This is a genomic window from Modestobacter italicus, from assembly GCF_019799965.1.
Classification (GTDB): domain Bacteria; phylum Actinomycetota; class Actinomycetes; order Mycobacteriales; family Geodermatophilaceae; genus Modestobacter; species Modestobacter italicus_A.
Genome location: NZ_JABGCJ010000004.1, coordinates 144,876 through 162,320 on the forward strand (window position 1 = coordinate 144,876; position 17,445 = coordinate 162,320).

A 17,445-nucleotide genomic window follows, 5' to 3' on the forward strand; every position below is an offset into this window, starting at 1 on the left:
TACTCGTTCCAGGACGACACCACGGCACCCCCGGGTGCCGGGGTGTCGTCCTGCGCGTGCACTCCGAACGGCGTCAGCCCCGCACCGACCTCCGGGTCAGGTGCGGGGCTGCTGCCGGTTCACCGGTAGGAGTGCCGGTTCAGCGGTAGGAGCCCACCAGCCGGGCGCTGCCGGCTGCCCCGGGGCTGCCGGCCGCACCGACCGTGCCGGCCACCCACGCGGGCACCCCCCGCTCGGTCAACAGGGCGACGGCGCGGTCGGCGTCGCCCGGCGAGACGGCTGCGACCATGCCGACGCCACAGTTGAACGCCCGCTCGGACTCCGTCCGCGGCACGCCGTGCTCCTCGAGCAGCCGGACGGCCGGAGGCAGCGCCCAGGTGCTGCGGTCCAGGACGGCCTCCAGGCCGGCGGGGACCACGCGTGTGGTGTTGCCGGCCAGCCCGCCGCCGGTGATGTGCGCGTAGGCGTGCACCGTCTCCACGCCGAGGGCCTCGACCAGGGCCAGGCAGTCCAGCGCGTAGATCCGGGTCGGCTCGAGCAGCTCGTCGCCCAGCGGCCGGGTCAGCCCGGCGGGGGTGGCGGTGAGGTCGAGCCCGGCGCGGTCGACGACCCGGCGCACCAGCGAGTAGCCGTTGGAGTGGAAGCCCGAGGACGCCATCGCGATGACCACATCGCCGTCGCGGACCCGCTCCGGCCCCAGCACCGAGTCGGCCTCGACCACCCCGACCGCGGTGGCGGCCAGGTCGTACTCGTCGGCGTCCATCAGGTCGCCGTGCTCGGCGGTCTCCCCGCCGACGAGCGCCGCGCCGGCCTGGGTGCAGCCGGTGGCGATGCCGGTGACGATGGCGGCGATCCGCTCCGGGACGACCCGGCCGCAGGCCACGTAGTCCTGCAGGAACAGCGGCTCGGCGCCGCAGGCGACCAGGTCGTCGACGACCATGGCGACCAGGTCGATGCCGACGGTGTCGTGCCGGTCCAGCGCCCGGGCGAGGGCGATCTTGGTGCCGACGCCGTCGGTGGACGACGCCAGCAGCGGCTTGCGGTACTTCGCCGTGTCCAGCGCGAAGAGCCCGGCGAAGCCGCCCAGGCCACCGACGACCTCGGGGCGGTTGGTCTTCTCCACCGCGGCGCGCATCAGCGTGACGGCGCGTTCACCGGCGTCGATGTCCACGCCGGCGGCGGCGTAGGTGTACTCGCCGCTCACGGCCGGCTCAGCGCGTCGTCGGCGCCACCGGGCAGCGAGGGGCTGCCGGCCTGCCGCCCGGTCCAGCCGGTGACCGCGGCCTCGGGCTCCAGCGCGCGGCGGCCGATGCCCTCCAGCACGTGCTTGCCCAGCACCTCCGGCTCGGCCAGCGGGATCGGGTACTCCCCGGTGAAGCAGGCGGTGCACAGCCGGTTGGCCGGCTGCTCGGTTGCGGCGATCAGTCCCTGCTCGGAGACGTAGCCCAGCGAGTCGGCGTTGATCGAGGCGCGCACCCCGTCGACGTCCAGGCCGTTGGCCACCAGCTCGGCCCGGCTGGCGAAGTCGATGCCGTAGAAGCACGGCCACTTCACCGGCGGTGAGGCGATCCGCACGTGCACCTCGAGGGCGCCGGCCTCCCGCAGCATCCGGATCAGCGCACGCTGGGTGTTGCCCCGCACGATCGAGTCGTCGACGACGACCAGGCGCTTGCCGCGGATGACGTCGCGCAGCGGGTTGAGCTTCAGCCGGATCCCCAGCTGGCGGATCGTCTGGCTCGGCTGGATGAAGGTGCGCCCCACGTAGGAGTTCTTCACCAGGCCCAGGCCGTAGGGGATGCCGGAGGCCTCGGCGTAGCCGACCGCGGCCGGTGTGCCGGACTCGGGCACCGGGATGACCAGGTCGGCCTCCACCGGGTGCTCCTTGGCCAGCCGGCGGCCGATCTCCACCCGGGCCGCGTGCACGCCGCGGCCGGCGATCGTGGTGTCGGGCCGGGCCAGGTAGACGTACTCGAAGACGCAGCCCTTGGGGTCGGCGGGCGCGAAGTGCTGGCTGCGCAGCCCGTCCTCGTCGATGGCGATCAGCTCGCCGGGCTCGACCTCGCGGACGAACGAGGCGCCGCAGATGTCCAGCGCGGCGGTCTCGCTGGCGACCACCCAGCCACGCTCCAGCCGGCCGAGCACCAGCGGGCGCACGCCCTGCGGGTCGCGGGCGGCGTAGAGCGTGTGCTCGTCCATGAAGGTGAAGCTGAACGCGCCCCGCAGCCGCGGGAGCACCTCCATCGCCGCCACCTCGACCGACACGTCGGGCTTGGCGGCGATCAGCGAGGTGACCAGGTCGGAGTCGTTGGTCGCGACGAACGCCCCGGCCACGCCCTGGTCCGCCGCGGCGCTGGCCAGCTCGGCGGTGTTCACCAGGTTGCCGTTGTGACAGAGCGCCAGGCCGGTGCCGGCACTGGTGGTGCGGAACGTCGGCTGGGCGTTCTCCCAGGTGGAGGCGCCGGTGGTGGAGTACCGGGCGTGGCCGACGGCGATGTGCCCGCGCAGGCTGCCCAGCGTGGGCTCGTCGAAGACCTGGCTCACCAGGCCCATGTCCTTGTAGACCACGACGGAGGAGCCGTCGGACACCGCGATGCCGGCCGCCTCCTGACCGCGGTGCTGGAGGGCGTACAGGCCGAAGTAGGTCAGCTTCGCGACCTCCTCCCCCGGCGCCCAGACCCCGAAGACGCCACAGGCGTCCTGGGGACCAGGGGAATGGGGGTCGAGGTCGTGCGTCAGCCGTCCGTCACCGCGAGGCACCCCCAGAGAGTACCGGCTGCGCCGCCCCCGCCCGGGTGGGACCGCTCACTCGGGCGGGGACGACGCCGTCCGGAAAGGGCAGCTCAGCGGCCGGAACCGCCCGGCCCCGTCCAGGGGCTCGCCCCGAGCCTGCACGGGGTGAGCCCCTGGACGGGGGCCTTCATCAGGCGATGTTGCCCAGCTCGGCGTCGATCGTGGTGTCGTCGCCGTGCCCGGTGTGCACCACGGTGTCGCCGTGCAGCGACATCAACCGGCTGCGGATCGACTGCAGGATGGTCGGCTTGTCGCTGAACGACCGGCCGGTGGCTCCGGGCCCACCGCAGAAGAGCGTGTCGCCGGTGAAGACGGTGCGCAGGTCGGCCGCGTGCAGGCAGGTGCTGCCCGGCGAGTGGCCGGGGGTGTGCAGCGCCTCGAGGGTGGTGCCGCCGACGGTGAACCGGGTGCCGTCGACGAGGTCACGGTCCGGCGCGGTGTCCGGGTGGACGACGTCCCACAGGATCCGGTCGGCCGGGTTGAGCCAGACCGGTGCGGCGGTGGCCTCGCGCAGCGCGACGGCCGCGGTGAGGTGGTCGTTGTGGCCGTGGGTCAGCACGATCGCGGTGACCCGCCGGCCGCCGATCGCCTCGACGATCGGCTCGACCCGGTGCGGGGCGTCGATGACGAGCACCTCGTCGTCGTCCCCGACCAGCCAGACGTTGTTGTCGACGTCGAAGTCCTGCCCGTCGAGGCTGAACACCCCGCTGACGACGGCCTTCTCGATCCGGGCGCTCACTCGTCCTCCTCGCTGGCGCTCGTCGTACCCGTGGCGCACGCTGCTCTGCTCATCGGTGAGCTCGCGAGCTCGCTCACTCGTCGAACACCACCACGGAACGCAGCACCTCGCCGGCGTGCATCTTCTCGAAGGCCTGCTCGACCGCGTCCAGGGCGATCGTCTCGGAGACGAACGCGTCCAGGTCGAAGCGGCCCTGCAGGTACAGGTCGATGAGCATCGGGAAGTCCCGGGAGGGCAGGCAGTCGCCGTACCAGGAGGACTTGAGCGCCCCGCCCCGGCCGAACACCTCGATCATCGGCAGCTCGACCGTCATGGTCGGGTTGGGCACCCCGACCAGGACGACGGTGCCGGCGAGGTCGCGGGAGTAGAAGGCCTGCTCGTAGACGGCCGGGTGCCCGACCGCGTCGATGGCCACGTCGACGCCGAAGCCGCCGGTCAGCTCGCGGATCCGGGCGACCGCGTCGGTCTCCTTCGAGTTGACCGTGTGGGTGGCGCCCATCCCGCGGGCCCACTCCAGCTTCCGGTCGTCGATGTCGACGGCGATGATCGTCGTGGCACCGGCCAGCTTCGACCCGGCGATCGCCGCGTCGCCCACGCCGCCGCAGCCGAAGACGGCCACCGAGTTGCCCCGGGTGACCCCGCCGGTGTTGATCGCCGCGCCGACGCCTGCCATCACGCCGCAGCCGAGCAGGCCGGCGGCCGTCGGCGGGGCCGCCGGGTCGACCTTGGTGCACTGCCCGGAGTGCACCAGCGTCTTCTCGGCGAACGCGCCGATGCCCAGGGCCGGGGACAGCTCGGTGCCGTCGGCCAGGGTCATCTTCTGCGCGGCGTTGTGGGTGTCGAAGCAGTACCAGGGCTTGCCGGCGGTACAGGCCCGGCACTCACCGCAGACCGCCCGCCAGTTGAGGACGACGTAGTCGCCGACCGCCACGTTGGTGACGCCCTCACCGACCGCGGAGACGACGCCGGCCGCCTCGTGCCCGAGCAGGAAGGGGAACTCGTCGTTGATCCCGCCCTCGCGGTAGTGCAGGTCGGTGTGGCAGACCCCGCACGCCTGGACGTCGACCACGGCCTCACCCGGCCCGGGGTCGGGGACGATGATCGTCTCGATGGTGACCGGCGCACCCTTGCTCAGGGCGACGACGCCCTTGACCTCGTACGGCATGCCGTCAGCCTAGGTACGCCGACCCAGGTGGCGCCCGTCGCGCCCGCTGGCCCGGGGAGTCGAGTGGTTGCGTCTGCAACGAATTGGTCTCGGCCTCACCCCGATGAGGGCGGTGGGTGCGCCGATGTGCTGGTCGCGTCGTACCGTCCCTGCGGTCGCGACGCAGCTCACAAGGAGTGTGACTCGCGCGGCTGGCTCGTCCGACCGGCCGCGCCGTCACGTCACCTCGGAGGTCTCCGTGGCAGTACCCAGCTTCCTGGCCCGGGAGCGCATCATCGCGAAGCCCGGGTTCAACCGATGGCTCATCCCCCCGGCTGCGCTCGCCGTGCACCTGTGCATCGGGCAGGCCTACGCCACCAGCGTCTACAAGGCCGCGCTCGTCTCGCACTTCGACTCGACCCTGACCGCGATCGGCGTCATCTTCTCGATCGCCATCGTCATGCTGGGCCTCTCCGCCGCCGTCTTCGGCACCTGGGTGGACCGCAACGGCCCCCGTGCCGCCATGTTCACCGCCGCCTGCTTCTGGTCGGCCGGCTTCCTCGTCGGTTCGCTGGGCATCGCGACCGAGCAGCTGTGGCTGGTCTACCTCGGCTACGGCGTCATCGGCGGCATCGGCCTGGGCATCGGCTACATCTCGCCGGTCTCCACGCTGATCAAGTGGTTCCCGGACCGTCCGGGCCTGGCCACCGGCATGGCGATCATGGGCTTCGGTGGTGGCGCGCTCATCGCCTCACCGCTGTCCCGCCAGCTGATGAACTGGTACGACCCGGCCTACGACGGCACCGCCGGCACCACCCCCAGCGGCAGCTCGGTCGCCGGCCTGTTCCTCACCCTGGGCCTGGTCTACCTGGTCTTCATGATGTTCGGCGCCTTCATCGTCCGCGTGCCGGCCGATGACTGGAAGCCCGCCGGCTTCGACCCCTCGACGGTCAAGCAGAAGGCCCTGGTCACCACCGAGAGCGTCTCGGCCGCCAACGCCATCAAGACCCCGCAGTTCTGGCTGCTGTGGACCGTGCTGTTCTGCAACGTGACCGCCGGCATCGGCATCCTCGAGCAGGCCAGCGGCATGATCCAGGACTTCTTCCGCGAGGGCGGCACCTCGGCGGTCGCCGCGGCCACCGCCGGCGGGTTCGTCGGCCTGCTGTCGCTGTTCAACATGGGTGGCCGCTTCGTGTGGTCCTCCACGTCGGACTTCATCGGCCGCAAGGGCATCTACATGGTCTACCTGGGCGTCGGGCTGGTGCTCTACGTCCTGCTGGCCACCATCGGCAGCAGCGCCGTCTGGCTGTTCGTCGTCCTCGCCGCGATCATCATCAGCTTCTACGGTGGTGGCTTCGCCACGATCCCGGCCTACCTGCGTGACCTCTTCGGCACCTACCAGGTCGGCGCCATCCACGGCCGGCTGCTGACCGCCTGGGCCGCCGCCGGCATCGCCGGGCCGCTGATCGTCAACGGCGTCCTGGACTCGCAGGGCACCGTCGGTGAGCTCGTCGCCGCCGACTACCGGCCGGCGCTGTTCATCATGGTCGGCCTGCTGGCCATCGGCTTCGTCGCCAACCTGCTGGTCAAGCCGGTGGCGGCCAAGTGGCACGAGCCGCACGCCACCACCCCCGCCACCGCCCGCGCCAACCCCGAACGGAGCACCGCACGATGAGCGAGTCCAAGAGCACCACGCCGACCGGCCTGGTCGCCTTCGCGTGGGCCCTGGTGGGCCTCCCGCTGGCCTACGGCCTGGTGCAGACCGTCCGCACGGCCAGCTCGCTGTTCACCGGCTGACCCAGCCCGCACCACCACACAGCGCCCCCTCTGCCACCCGGCAGAGGGGGCGCTGTCGTTCCACGTGCGGATCCCGGCCGGAGGCCGTCTCCGGGAGGAGTGGGGCCGGAGGCTCCGGCGAGGAGCGGAGGGAGCGGCTCAGCTCAGCCGGGGGACGGCTCCTGGCCGTGGTGCGGCCCGGAGGAGCGCGACGAGAGCGGCCGCAGCGGGAGGTGCTCGGAGAGGTCGGCGCGGTTGCCACTGGCGCTGACCTTCCCCTCCGCCAGCGCCCCGGCCCAGGTCAGCTGACCGGTCGCCAGCCGCAGCCAGGTCGCCGCGTCCGTCTCGATCACGTTGGGCGGCGTGCCGCGGGTGTGCCGCGGCCCCGGGATGCACTGGACGGCGACGAACGGCGGCACCCGCACCTCGACCGAGCGCCCCGGCACGTGCTGGGCCAGCCAGCGGGCCGAGGTCTTCACCGCCGCGCCGAGCACCGCGCGGGGTGGCTGCTCCCCCTCCCCGGCCAGCCAGCCGGCCGTGGGGGCGACCGCCGCCCGCAGGTCCTCCGCCGAGATCGGCGCGACGCCCGCCATCAGCGCAGCGCCGTCACGACGGGCCCGCAGCCCGGCGGCAGGACGAGCACGGCAGGACCGGGATCAGCTGGTCGGGACGGTGCCCGCCGGCACGGTGCCGACCGCGACCTCCGGGCTGCCGAACAGCGCCGGCAGCGTCGCCGTCCAGGCCGCCCGCAGCTCGTCCAGCGGCAGCTCCAGCAGACCGTCCAGGACCAGGGCGTCGCCGCCCGTCGTCCCGAGCTCGGTGACCGGCACCCCGGCCGCCTCGGCGGCGGCGCGCACCGCGGCCGGGTCGGCGGTGGTGACGACGACGCGGGCCACCGACTCACCGAACAGCGCGGCCGTCGGGTCGCCGGTCACGCTCAGCCGGGCACCGGTGCCGTACCGCAGCGCCGACTCGGTCAGCGCCTGCGCCAGCCCGCCGTCGGCGAGGTCGTGCGCCGAGCTGACCAGCCCGTCGGCCGACAGCGCCGCCAGCAGCTCGCCCAGGGCGCGCTCGGCGGCGAGGTCCAGCCGGGGCGGCAGCCCGCCCAGGTGCCCGTGGACGACCGCGGCCCAGGCCGAGCCACCGAACTCCGGCCGGGTCTCCCCCAGCAGCAGCACGGACTCACCCGCGGCCCGCCAGCCGGTGGGCACCCGGCGGGTGACGTCGGCGTGCACGCCCAGCACCCCGATCACCGGGGTCGGGTTGATCGCCACGTCGCCGGTCTGGTTGTAGAGGCTCACGTTGCCACCGGTGACCGGCAGGCCGAGCTCACGGCAGCCGTCGGCCAGGCCGCGGACGGCCTCGGCGAACTGCCACATGACCTCGGGGTTCTCCGGCGAGCCGAAGTTCAGGCAGTTGGTGACCGCCAGCGGCTCAGCGCCGGAGACGGCGACGTTGCGGTAGGCCTCGGCCAGGTTCAGCTGCGCGCCGGTGTAGGGGTCGAGCCGGGCGAACCGGGCGTTGCCGTCCAGCGCGAGGGCGATGCCCAGGTTGCTCGACTCGTCGATCCGCAGCACCCCGGCGTCCTCGGGCTGGGCGAGCACGGTGTTGCCCCGCACGTAGCGGTCGTACTGCTCGGTGACCCAGCTCTTGTCCGCGCCGTCCGGGCTGGAGACGACGGCGAGCCAGTCGGCCCGCAGGTCGGTCGAGGACGACGGCGGGGCGTCGGCCTGCAGCGCGTCCAGGTCGGCCGGGCGGGACATCGGCCGCTCGTAGCGCGGCCCCTCCAGGGCGACGGTGCGCGGCGGGACGTCGACGATCCGCTCACCGTGCCAGTCGATGGTCAGCCGGTCGCCGTCGGTGACCTCACCGATGACGGTGGCCAGCACGTCCCACTTGCGGCAGACCGCCAGGAACTCCTCGACCTTGCCCGGCTCGACGATCGCGCACATCCGCTCCTGGGACTCGCTCATCAGGATCTCGGCGGGGGTGAGCGTGGAGTCGCGCAGCGGGACGGCGTCCAGGTCGATCGCCATGCCGCCGGAGCCGGCCGCGGCCAGCTCGCTGGTGGCGCAGGAGATGCCGGCGCCACCGAGGTCCTGGATGCCGGTGACCAGGCCGGCGGCGAAGATCTCCAGGCAGGCCTCGATCAGCAGCTTCTCGGTGAACGGGTCACCGACCTGCACGGCGGGGCGCTTGGCCGGGCCTTCGGCGTCGAAGGTCTCGCTGGCCAGCACGCTGACCCCGCCGATGCCGTCGCCGCCGGTGCGCGCCCCGAAGAGCACGACCTTGTTGCCGGCACCCTCGGCCTTGGCCAGCTGCAGCTCCTCGTGCCGCAGCACGCCGACGCACAGGGCGTTGACCAGCGGGTTGCCCGCGTAGGTCTCGTCGAAGAGCAGCTCGCCGCCGATGTTGGGCAGGCCCAGGCAGTTGCCGTAGCCGCCCACCCCGGCGACCACACCGGGCAGCACCCGGGCGGTGTCGGGGGCGTCGGCCGCGCCGAAGCGCAGCGAGTCCATGACGGCGATCGGCCGGGCGCCCATGGTGAGGATGTCGCGGACGATGCCGCCGACCCCGGTGGCCGCACCCTGGTAGGGCTCGACGTAGCTGGGGTGGTTGTGCGACTCGACCTTGAAGGTGACCGCGTAGCCCTCGCCGACGTCGACCACGCCGGCGTTCTCGCCCATGCCGACCAGCAGCGCGTCGCTCTTGGGCAGGTCACCGAAGCGGCGCAGGTGCACCTTGGAGGACTTGTAGGAGCAGTGCTCGCTCCACATCACCGAGTACATCGCCAGCTCGGCGGTGGTCGGCCGGCGGCCGAGGATCTCCCGGATCCGGGCGTACTCGTCGTCCTTGAGCCCCAGCTCGGCGAAGGGCTGCGCGTCGTCGGGGGTGCGCCCGGCGCGGTCGACCGTGTCGAGGTCGGGCATCGCCCGGACGGCGGCGTCGGCCGGGCCGTCGGCGGGGTGCGGGGTGGACGTCACGTCGGCGCTCACGCGGCGACCATCGCGGTGAGCACGGAGGTGAAGAAGCCCAGGCCGTCGGTGCTCGGACCGGTCAGGGCCTCGACCGCGTGCTCAGGGTGCGGCATGAGCCCGACCACCCGGCCGTCGGCGCTGGTCACCCCGGCGATGTCCCGGGAGCTGCCGTTGGGGTTGCCGCCCACGTAGCGGACGACCACCCGGCCCTCGCCCTCCAGGCGGTCCAGGTCGGCGTCGGCGGCCACGTAGCGGCCCTCGCCGTTCTTCACCGGGACGACGATCTGCTGGCCCTGCTCGAAGGACGTCGTCCACGCGGTGTCGGCGCGCTCGACGCGCAGCCCCTGGTCGCGGTTGCGGAAGTGCAGGTGGCTGTTGCGGGTCAGCGCCCCCGGCAGCAGGCCGGCCTCGCAGAGCACCTGGAAGCCGTTGCAGATGCCCAGCACCGGCAGTCCGCCGTGCGCCGCGGCCACGACGTCGGCCATCAGCGGCGAGCGCGCGGCGATCGCCCCGGCCCGCAGGTAGTCGCCGTAGGAGAACCCGCCCGGCAGGACGACGGCGTCGACGTCCTTCAGGTCGTGGTCGCCGTGCCAGAGGGACACGGGCTCGGCGCCGGCCAGCCGCACGGCGCGTGCGGCGTCGACGTCGTCCAGGGAACCCGGGAAGGTGATGACACCGATGCGCACTGGGTCTCTCTCAGTCGGTGGTGCGAGCGGGGAGGTGCAGCTCGACGTCCTCGATGACGGGGTTGGCCAGCAGCGTCTCGGCGATCTGGCGGAGCTCGGCCTCGTCGGGGTCGCCGTCGACCTCGAGGACGAAGTGCTTGCCCTGGCGGACACTGCGCACGCCGGTGTGACCGAGGCGCCCGAGGGCGCCGAGCACGGCCTGCCCCTGGGGGTCGGAGATCTCGGGCTTCAGGACGACGTCGACGACCACCTGGGACACGCCGATGAGGGTACCGGCTGCCGAACAGGTGCCGACACCACGCCAGGTGGACGGAGGTCGTGCACGACCGGAGCCGTGCCGCCCAGCCTGACGCGTCGGACGTCATCCCAACGGGTCATCCACCTGCACGGTTGCACTGGAGAACCAGTCCGGCCAGCCGATGATGGAGGCGGACACGATCGCCACCGGGCGGTCGCCGAGCAGGTCGGAGGCACGGAGATGGTCGCGGGACAGCCCAACGTCGACCACCCGGTCGCGACCACGGCGCTCAGCGTGATGCCCCTCGGACAGGACGAGGCGCTCACCGCCCGGGTCCGTCGCGAGACCGACTCCTTCCTCTACATCAGCTCCCCGCGCAACGGCGTCGGCGAGGCCGCCCCCTTCGTCGAGCGGGACATGCTCGAGCTGTCGTGGCAGTCCGACGACGGCCTGCGCTCCGTGCCGGCCGAGGCGCTCGCCGTCGCCGACGACGGGACGTGGAAGGTCAAGATCACCGGGCCGGCCAGCCGGATCCAGCGGCGGGACTCCGTCCGGGCGCCCATCGGGCTGTCGGTCACCCTCTCCTGGGACCGCACGACCCTCGTCGGCAGCACCGTCGACCTGAGCGAGGGCGGGCTGCTCGCCGTCTTCCGCCCGCACGGCGACCTCGGCGTCGGCGTCCCGTTCCCCAAGCGCGGCCAGCCGCTGGCGCTGCAGCTGGACCTCTACTCCGACCAGCTGGTCACCGAGGTGGCACTGGTCCGCCGCCGGCCCCGGCAGGACAACCTGCACGAGTGGTCACTGCGGTTCGTCGCCCTGCCCGAGCCGTCCGCCGACCTGATCCGCTCGCACGTCTTCACCGCGCTGCGCAACGCCCGCGCCCGCGGGCTCGCCGCCATCTACTGAGCTCAGCTCCAGGGCAGTCCGGTGAGCTGCTCGTAGGCCCTGACGTAACGGTCGCGGGTGGCGGCGACGACGTCGGCGGGGAGCTCCGGCGGCTCGGAGACCCGGTCCCAGCCCGACGTGGTCAGCCAGTCGCGCAGGTACTGCTTGTCGAACGAGGGCTGCGGCGCGCCCGGTGACCAGGTGATCGCCGGCCAGAAGCGTGAGGAGTCCGGCGTCAGCACCTCGTCGCCGAGCACCAGGGTCTCCCCCGCCGTCCCGAACTCGAACTTGGTGTCGGCCAGCACGATCCCGGCCTGCTCGGCGATCTCCGCGCCGCGGGAGTACAGCGCCAGGGTCAGCGACCGCAGCGCCTCCGCCCGGTCGGCGCCGACCGCGTCGACCACCTGCGCGAACCCGATCGCCTCGTCGTGCTCGCCCACCTCGGCCTTGGTCGAGGGGGTGAACACCGGCTCCGGGAGCCGGGAGCCCTCGACCAGCCCGGCCGGGAGCGGGACGTCGACGATCGCGCCGGTGCGCTGGTACTCGACCGTCCCCGAGCCGGACAGGTAGCCACGGGCGACGCACTCCACCGGCAGCATCTCCAGCCGGCGCACCAGCATCGACCGGCCGGCGAGCTCGGCCGGCACGCCCTCGGCGAGCAGCTCGTCACCGGAGGCCAGCAGGTGGTGCTCGGCGCCGTGCGCGGCCAGCACCGGCGCGAGCTGGGAGAACCACCAGACCGACAGCTGGGTCAGCACCCGGCCCTTGTCCGGGATCGGCGTGGGCAGCACGTGGTCGTAGGCGGAGACCCGGTCGCTGGCGACCAGCAGCAGCCGCTCGTCGTCGACCGCGTAGACCTCCCGGACCTTGCCCCGGGCGACCAGCTCGAACGGGAGGCCGGTCACGACAGGGCAGCCAGCCGCTCGAACAGCGGGCCGAGGTTGGCCACGTACTGCTCCGGGCGGCAGATCTCGTCGAGCCGGGCCTCGTCCAGGGTCACGCCGTCCTCGGTCGCCCGCTCGCGCAGCGTCTGCCGGAAGGGAGTGCCGTCCTTCCAGGTGCGCATCGCCGCGGACTGGACCAGCGCATAGGCCTGCTCTCGGCTCATGCCGGCCTCGACCAGCTCCAGCAGCACCGAGGAGGTGTAGATCAGCCCACCGGTCGACTCGAGGTTGGCCCGCATCCGGTCGGCGTCGACCACCAGGTTCTCCACCAGGCCAGCGGTCAGGTCCAGCAGGTAGTCGGTGGTGATGGCGGCGTCGGGCAGGAACACCCGCTCGGTGGAGGAGTGCGAGATGTCCCGCTCGTGCCAGAGCGGGATGCCCTCCATGACCGGGACGATCGCCGCGCGCACCACCCGGGCCAGGCCGGCGATCCGCTCGGAGCGGATCGGGTTCTTCTTGTGCGGCATCGCGCTGGAGCCCTTCTGCCCCGCGCCGAACGCCTCGGACAGCTCGCGCACCTCGGTGCGCTGGCCGTGCCGCACCTCCAGGGCGATCGCCTCGCAGACGGTGGCGATGATGCCCAGTGCGGACACCCACTCGCTGATCCCGTCGCGCAGCACCACCTGGGTGGAGGCGTCGGCCGCGCGCAGCTGCAGCGCCTCGGCGACGGTGACCTCGACCGAGGGGTCGATGAGGGAGTAGGTGCCGACGGCGCCGGAGATGGCGACCACGCCCACGGCCTCACGGGCGCGGCGGAGCCGGTCCCGCGAGCGGGCGGCAGCGAAGGCCAGGTCGGCGACCCGGTGGCCCCAGACGTCGGGCTCGGCGTGCACGCCGTGCGTGCGGCCCACCTTGATCGTGTCCCGGTGCGCCAGGCCGTGGTCGCGCAGCGCGGCCACCAGCCGGTCGGCCTTGGCCAGCAGCACGTCGGTGGCGTCGGTGAGCTGGACGGCGAGCGCGGTGTCCAGCAGGTCCGAGGAGGTCATGCCGTGGTGGACGTAGGCCGCGGCCGAGCGCGGCTCGGTGTTGTCCGCCCAGGCGGTCAGGAAGGCGATGACGTCGTGCTGCGTCGTCTCCTCGATCTCCGCGACCCGCTCGGGGGTCGGCGGCGGCGCGTTGCGCACCGGCTCGACGACGTCGGCGGGCACCCGGCCGGCGGCCGCGTGCGCCTCCAGCACCAGGGTCTCCACCCGGCACCACAGCTCGTACTTGTGCTGGTCGCTCCAGACCCGGCCCATCTCCGGCAGGGTGTACCTGTCGATCATGCGGGTACCGCCTCGGACCGGTCAGCTCGTCGCACCACGGCCCCATCCTCTCGCACCGCTGCGAGCGGGCCCCCATCAGCTCGGAGGACTCGATGTTGCAGCGGGCCAGGCACGTGGTCGAGCGGGCCCGCGAACGCATCCGGGCGGCCGCCGAGCACGACCCGCACGGCTGGTCCGACGGCACCGTGCTGGTCATGCAGGACGGCAGCCGCGCCGTCGTCGACCACGTCGAGGACGGCGGGACGACGTCCCCACCGCCGGCGCCCCCGGCCCAGGACGCCCCGGCTCAGGATGCCCCGGCCGACGGGGTCCTCCAGGCCGGCAGCCCGCACCCCGACGCCCCGGACGTCGACGTCCCCGGCGGGGTCAGCGGCCCCCCGGCACCGGGTGGCCCGCCCCCGGAGCCCGGCCGGGACCGCAGCCGCGGCAGCCTGCTGGCCCCCGACGGGGCGCTGCGGGCCGCCGAGCGCGACGTGCCCAACGGGCTGCGGATCGCCGCGGCCTGGTCCTGGCGGACGGTCGCCGTGGTCGCGGCGCTGTACCTGCTGCTGCGGGCCGCGGGCTACGTCGCGGTGGTCATCGTCCCGGTGATCGTGGCGCTGCTGCTGGCCGCGCTCCTGCAGCCGGGAGCGGCGTTCCTGTGCCGCCGCGGCTGGCCGGTCTCGCTGGCCGCGCTGACCATGCTCGTGGTCGGGGTGGGCGTGGTCGCCGGCATCGTCACGCTGGTGGTCGAGGAGTTCGTCGCCGGCTACGACGACCTCGCCTCCCAGGTCGACGAGGGCCTCACCCAGGTGCAGGACTTCGTCACCCGCACCTTCCCGGTCACCGACGGCCAGATCACCGACGCGGTGGAGAGCGCGAACCAGGCCGTCGTGGACAACCGCGAGGTGCTCACCTCCGGGGCGCTCACCACGGCCGCCACCGTCGGTGAGGTGCTCACCGGCGCCCTGCTGACCCTGTTCACCCTGTTCTTCTTCCTGATGGACGGCCGGCAGATCTGGCTGTGGGTGGTGGGCCTGACCCCGACCAACGCGCAGGCCTACATCGACGAGGCGGCCCGGCGCTCGTGGCGCACGCTGATCTCCTACGTGCGGGCCACCGTCGGGGTGGCCGCGTTCGACGCGGTCTTCATCGGCATCGGGCTGGTGTTCCTCGGCACGCCGCTGGTGGTGCCGCTGGCCGCGCTGGTCTTCCTCGGCGCGTTCATCCCGATCATCGGGTCGTTCCTGGCCGGCACCGTCTCCGTGCTGGTGACCCTGGTCGCCGTCGGCCCGGTGCGGGCGCTGATCGCCCTGGGCATCATCGTGCTGGTCATGCAGCTGGAGAGCCACGTGCTCCAGCCGCTGCTGCTGGGCCGCGCCGTCTCGGTGCACCCGCTGGCCGTGGTGCTGGGCATCGGCGCCGGGCTGCTGATCGGCGGCATCTTCGGCGCGCTGATCGCCGTCCCGGTCATCGCCTGCGGCAACGTCGCCGGCACCTACCTGTCCCGCCGCCACGAGGGGCCACGGCCGCCGCAACCGGACACCCGCCGGGCCCGCCGGATGGTCCGGGCCGGCTGAGCCGCCGTCGGCCGGCGGCCGCCCGCCGTCCGGGTCGACCCCCAGGACGGCGCCAGACCAGGAACCGGAGGGCGTCCAGGCCCCTCCGGCCGGATGCCTCAGAGGGCGGTGATGCGGCCCTCGACGGCGGCCAGGCCGATGTCGGTGCGCCAGTGGGCGCCGGCCAGCCGCACCGAGGCCAGCCGCTCGTAGACCGTCTGCCGGGCCGCGGCCAGGTCCGCACCGACCGCGGTCACGGCCAGCACCCGCCCACCGGCGGAGTGCACCTGCCCGTCGGCGCCGACCGCGGTGCCCGCGTGCAGCACCCCCTCGCCGTCCGCGCCGGTGATCGGGTCGCCCAGCCGCGGCCGCTCCGGGTAGCCGTCGGCGGCGACCACCACGGTGACCGCGGCGCCGTCCCGCCAGCGCAGCGGCGGCTGCTCGGCCAGCGTGCCGGTGGCCGCGGCGTACAGCAGCCCGGCCAGCGGCGTCTCCAGCAGCGGCAGCACCACCTGGGTCTCCGGGTCACCGAACCGCGCGTTGAACTCGACCACCCGCACGCCGCGCGAGGTCAGCGCCAGCCCGGCGTAGAGCAGCCCGCTGAACGGCTCCCCGCGGCGGGCCATCTCGTCGACCGTCGGCTGCAGGACGGTCGCCCGCACCTCCTCGACCAGGCCGGCCGGCGCCCAGGGCAGCGGCGCGTAGGCGCCCATGCCACCGGTGTTCGGGCCGCCGTCACCGTCGTCCCGACGCTTGTGGTCCTGCGCGGGCAGCAGCGGCACCACCGTCGTCCCGTCGGAGAGGGCGAACAGCGAGACCTCGGGGCCGTCGAGGAACTCCTCGATCAGCACCGAGTGGCCGGCGTCCAGCACGGCGCGCCCGTGCGCGACCGCCGCGGCGCGGTCGGTGGTCACCAGGACGCCCTTGCCGGCGGCCAGCCCGTCGTCCTTGACCACGTACGGGGCGCCGGCCTCGTCCAGCGCCGTCTCCAGCTCGGCCGCGCCACCGACGGCCCAGAACCCGGCGGTCGGCACCCCCGCGGCGGTCATCACGTGCTTGGCGAAGGCCTTGGAGCCCTCGATCTGGGCGGCCTGGGCGGAGGGCCCGAAGCAGGCGATGCCGGCCTCGCGGACGGCGTCGGCGGCACCGGCGACCAGCGGCACCTCCGGGCCGATCACGACCAGGTCGGCCTGCCACTCGGTGGCCAGCCCGCTCACCGCCACCGGGTCGGCGACGTCCAGCGGGAAGGCCTGGGCGAGGGCGACCGTGCCGGCATTGCCCGGCGCGCAGGCCAGCGCGGTGACCGCGGGGTCGGACTGCAGAGCCACGCACAGGGCGTGCTCCCGGGCACCGGAGCCGATCACGAGGACGCGCACCCGGCGAACCTACCCACCACCCGCACCCCGGGCAGAGCTGGCCGTTCCTGCTCCGGGTCAGCGGGCGCGCAGCTGCCGGTGCAGCGAACGCAGGCGGGCGGTCTCGGCCGCGCGGGCCCGGGCGTCGGAGCGCAGCTCCTGCCGGTGCGCCTCGGCCTGCAGCTTCCGCCAGGCGGTGAGGCGGGCCGGGTCCAGGTCACCGCGCTCGATCGCCGCCGCGACCGCGCAGCCGGGCTCGGTGCGGTGCGCGCAGTCCCGGAACCGGCACTCCGTGGCCCAGCCGGTGACGTCGGCGTACGCGGCGTCCAGCCCGTCGGCACCGGGGAGCGCCAGCTCGCGCATGCCGGGGGTGTCGATCAGCAACCCGCCGCCGGGCAGCTGGTGCAGCTCCCGGGCCGTGGTGGTGTGCCGCCCTCGGCCGTCGGCGCGGATCCCGGCGGTCCCGGCCACCGACCGCCCGGCCAGCGCGTTGGTCAGCGACGACTTGCCCACGCCGGAGGGGCCCACCATCACCGCGGTGCAGCCGGGGCCGATCCGCGCCGCCACCTGCGCCACCCCCTCGCCGGTCACCGCGCTGACGGCCAGCACGTCGACCCCGATGGCGTCCTCGGCCACCGCGGCCACCGCGGCCGGCACGTCCGGGCACAGGTCGGCCTTGGTCAGCACCACCACCGGGGTCGCCCCGCTGGCCCAGGCCACCGCCAGGTAGCGCTCCACCCGGCGTAGCCGCGCCTCGCCGACCAGGGAGTCGACGACAAGCACCAGGTCGACGTTGGCCGCCACCACCTGGGGCGCCGACGTCCGCCCGGCCGCCGTCCGGACGAACGCCGTCCGTCTGGGCAGCACGGACACCGCCCGCTCCCCGCGCAGGGCCACCCAGTCGCCCACCGCCGGGCCACCATCCCCCGACCCGCTCCAGGGCACGCGGCGTTCACCGTCGGCGGTCAGCACGGTCAGCAGCGCGCGGTCGACGCGGGCGACCCGAGCCGCGCTGCAGCCCTCGGGCACCTCGGACACCGGCGCCACGGCGCACGGCAGAGCTGAGAGATCACTCACAGGGGGCATGCTGCTCTCCAGGTGAGGCCG

16 protein-coding genes are annotated in these 17,445 nt (G+C 73.9%); 4 read left to right on the forward strand and 12 right to left on the reverse strand.

Going from position 1 to position 17,445, the window contains the following annotated elements; all coding sequences use genetic code 11:
• Positions 1–139 precede the first annotated feature (139 nt).
• The 4 genes from purM to HLA93_RS11260 all read right to left on the reverse strand — a co-directional run bounded on the left by purM (position 140) and on the right by HLA93_RS11260 (position 4,694).
• Positions 140–1,204, reverse strand: a complete 1,065-nt coding sequence (gene purM / locus HLA93_RS11245; RefSeq protein ID WP_222194471.1) for a phosphoribosylformylglycinamidine cyclo-ligase — start codon at positions 1,202–1,204, stop codon at positions 140–142.
• Positions 1,201–2,757, reverse strand: a complete 1,557-nt coding sequence (gene purF / locus HLA93_RS11250; protein ID WP_222194472.1) for an amidophosphoribosyltransferase — start codon at positions 2,755–2,757, stop codon at positions 1,201–1,203. Before purF ends, purM begins: the two co-directional genes overlap by 4 nt.
• A 163-nt stretch (positions 2,758–2,920) precedes the next feature.
• On the reverse strand, positions 2,921–3,529 hold the full coding sequence (locus HLA93_RS11255; protein WP_222194473.1) for an MBL fold metallo-hydrolase: 609 nt from the start codon (positions 3,527–3,529) through the stop codon (positions 2,921–2,923).
• A gap of 73 nt (positions 3,530–3,602) precedes the next feature.
• Complete coding sequence (locus tag HLA93_RS11260) at positions 3,603–4,694, reverse strand: S-(hydroxymethyl)mycothiol dehydrogenase (protein WP_222194474.1); 1,092 nt, start codon at positions 4,692–4,694, stop codon at positions 3,603–3,605.
• Between the two features lie 238 nt (positions 4,695–4,932).
• Here HLA93_RS11260 and HLA93_RS11265 point away from each other — a divergent pair, with 238 nt between their 5' ends.
• Complete coding sequence (locus HLA93_RS11265) at positions 4,933–6,348, forward strand: OFA family MFS transporter (RefSeq protein ID WP_222194475.1); 1,416 nt, start codon at positions 4,933–4,935, stop codon at positions 6,346–6,348.
• Positions 6,345–6,470, forward strand: coding sequence for an MFS transporter small subunit (locus tag HLA93_RS21535; RefSeq protein WP_281425272.1), 126 nt, complete (start codon positions 6,345–6,347; stop codon positions 6,468–6,470). The genes HLA93_RS11265 and HLA93_RS21535 overlap by 4 nt, the downstream gene beginning before the upstream one ends.
• 143 nt (positions 6,471–6,613) lie before the next feature.
• Here HLA93_RS21535 and HLA93_RS11270 read toward each other — a convergent pair whose 3' ends face one another.
• From HLA93_RS11270 to purS, 4 genes are all read right to left on the reverse strand, one after another.
• Entirely contained in the window at positions 6,614–7,042 is a 429-nt protein-coding gene (locus HLA93_RS11270) for a sterol carrier family protein (RefSeq protein ID WP_222194476.1), read from the reverse strand.
• Between the two features lie 63 nt (positions 7,043–7,105).
• Positions 7,106–9,445 carry a phosphoribosylformylglycinamidine synthase subunit PurL gene (purL, locus tag HLA93_RS11275; RefSeq protein WP_308128068.1) on the reverse strand — a complete coding sequence of 780 codons (2,340 nt, stop codon included), beginning with the start codon at positions 9,443–9,445 and terminating at the stop codon, positions 7,106–7,108.
• Positions 9,442–10,113: a phosphoribosylformylglycinamidine synthase subunit PurQ gene (gene purQ, locus HLA93_RS11280; RefSeq protein WP_222194477.1), complete on the reverse strand. Its 672-nt coding sequence runs from the start codon at positions 10,111–10,113 to the stop codon at positions 9,442–9,444. The genes purL and purQ overlap by 4 nt, the downstream gene beginning before the upstream one ends.
• A 10-nt stretch (positions 10,114–10,123) precedes the next feature.
• Entirely contained in the window at positions 10,124–10,372 is a 249-nt protein-coding gene (gene purS, locus HLA93_RS11285) for a phosphoribosylformylglycinamidine synthase subunit PurS (protein ID WP_222194478.1), read from the reverse strand.
• A 219-nt stretch (positions 10,373–10,591) separates the two neighbouring features.
• Here purS and HLA93_RS11290 point away from each other — a divergent pair, with 219 nt between their 5' ends.
• Positions 10,592–11,257: a PilZ domain-containing protein gene (locus HLA93_RS11290; RefSeq protein ID WP_222194479.1), complete on the forward strand. Its 666-nt coding sequence runs from the start codon at positions 10,592–10,594 to the stop codon at positions 11,255–11,257.
• Positions 11,258–11,259: 2 nt separating this feature from the next.
• Here HLA93_RS11290 and HLA93_RS11295 read toward each other — a convergent pair whose 3' ends face one another.
• Both HLA93_RS11295 and purB read right to left on the reverse strand, forming a co-directional pair.
• On the reverse strand, positions 11,260–12,141 hold the full coding sequence (locus HLA93_RS11295) for a phosphoribosylaminoimidazolesuccinocarboxamide synthase (protein ID WP_222194480.1): 882 nt from the start codon (positions 12,139–12,141) through the stop codon (positions 11,260–11,262).
• Positions 12,138–13,445, reverse strand: coding sequence for an adenylosuccinate lyase (gene purB / locus HLA93_RS11300; RefSeq protein ID WP_222194481.1), 1,308 nt, complete (start codon positions 13,443–13,445; stop codon positions 12,138–12,140). Before purB ends, HLA93_RS11295 begins: the two co-directional genes overlap by 4 nt.
• Positions 13,446–13,537: 92 nt before the next feature.
• Here purB and HLA93_RS11305 point away from each other — a divergent pair, with 92 nt between their 5' ends.
• Positions 13,538–15,004 (forward strand): AI-2E family transporter, encoded by a 1,467-nt coding sequence (locus HLA93_RS11305; protein ID WP_222194482.1) that lies wholly within the window; start codon positions 13,538–13,540, stop codon positions 15,002–15,004.
• Positions 15,005–15,102: 98 nt separating this feature from the next.
• On the opposite strand, the gene purD is transcribed toward HLA93_RS11305, so the two are convergent.
• Positions 15,103–16,359: a phosphoribosylamine--glycine ligase gene (gene purD / locus HLA93_RS11310; RefSeq protein ID WP_222194483.1), complete on the reverse strand. Its 1,257-nt coding sequence runs from the start codon at positions 16,357–16,359 to the stop codon at positions 15,103–15,105.
• 57 nt (positions 16,360–16,416) lie between these two features.
• Positions 16,417–17,424 carry a ribosome small subunit-dependent GTPase A gene (rsgA, locus tag HLA93_RS11315; RefSeq protein WP_246626404.1) on the reverse strand — a complete coding sequence of 336 codons (1,008 nt, stop codon included), beginning with the start codon at positions 17,422–17,424 and terminating at the stop codon, positions 16,417–16,419.
• Between the last annotated feature and the right edge of the window lie 21 nt (positions 17,425–17,445).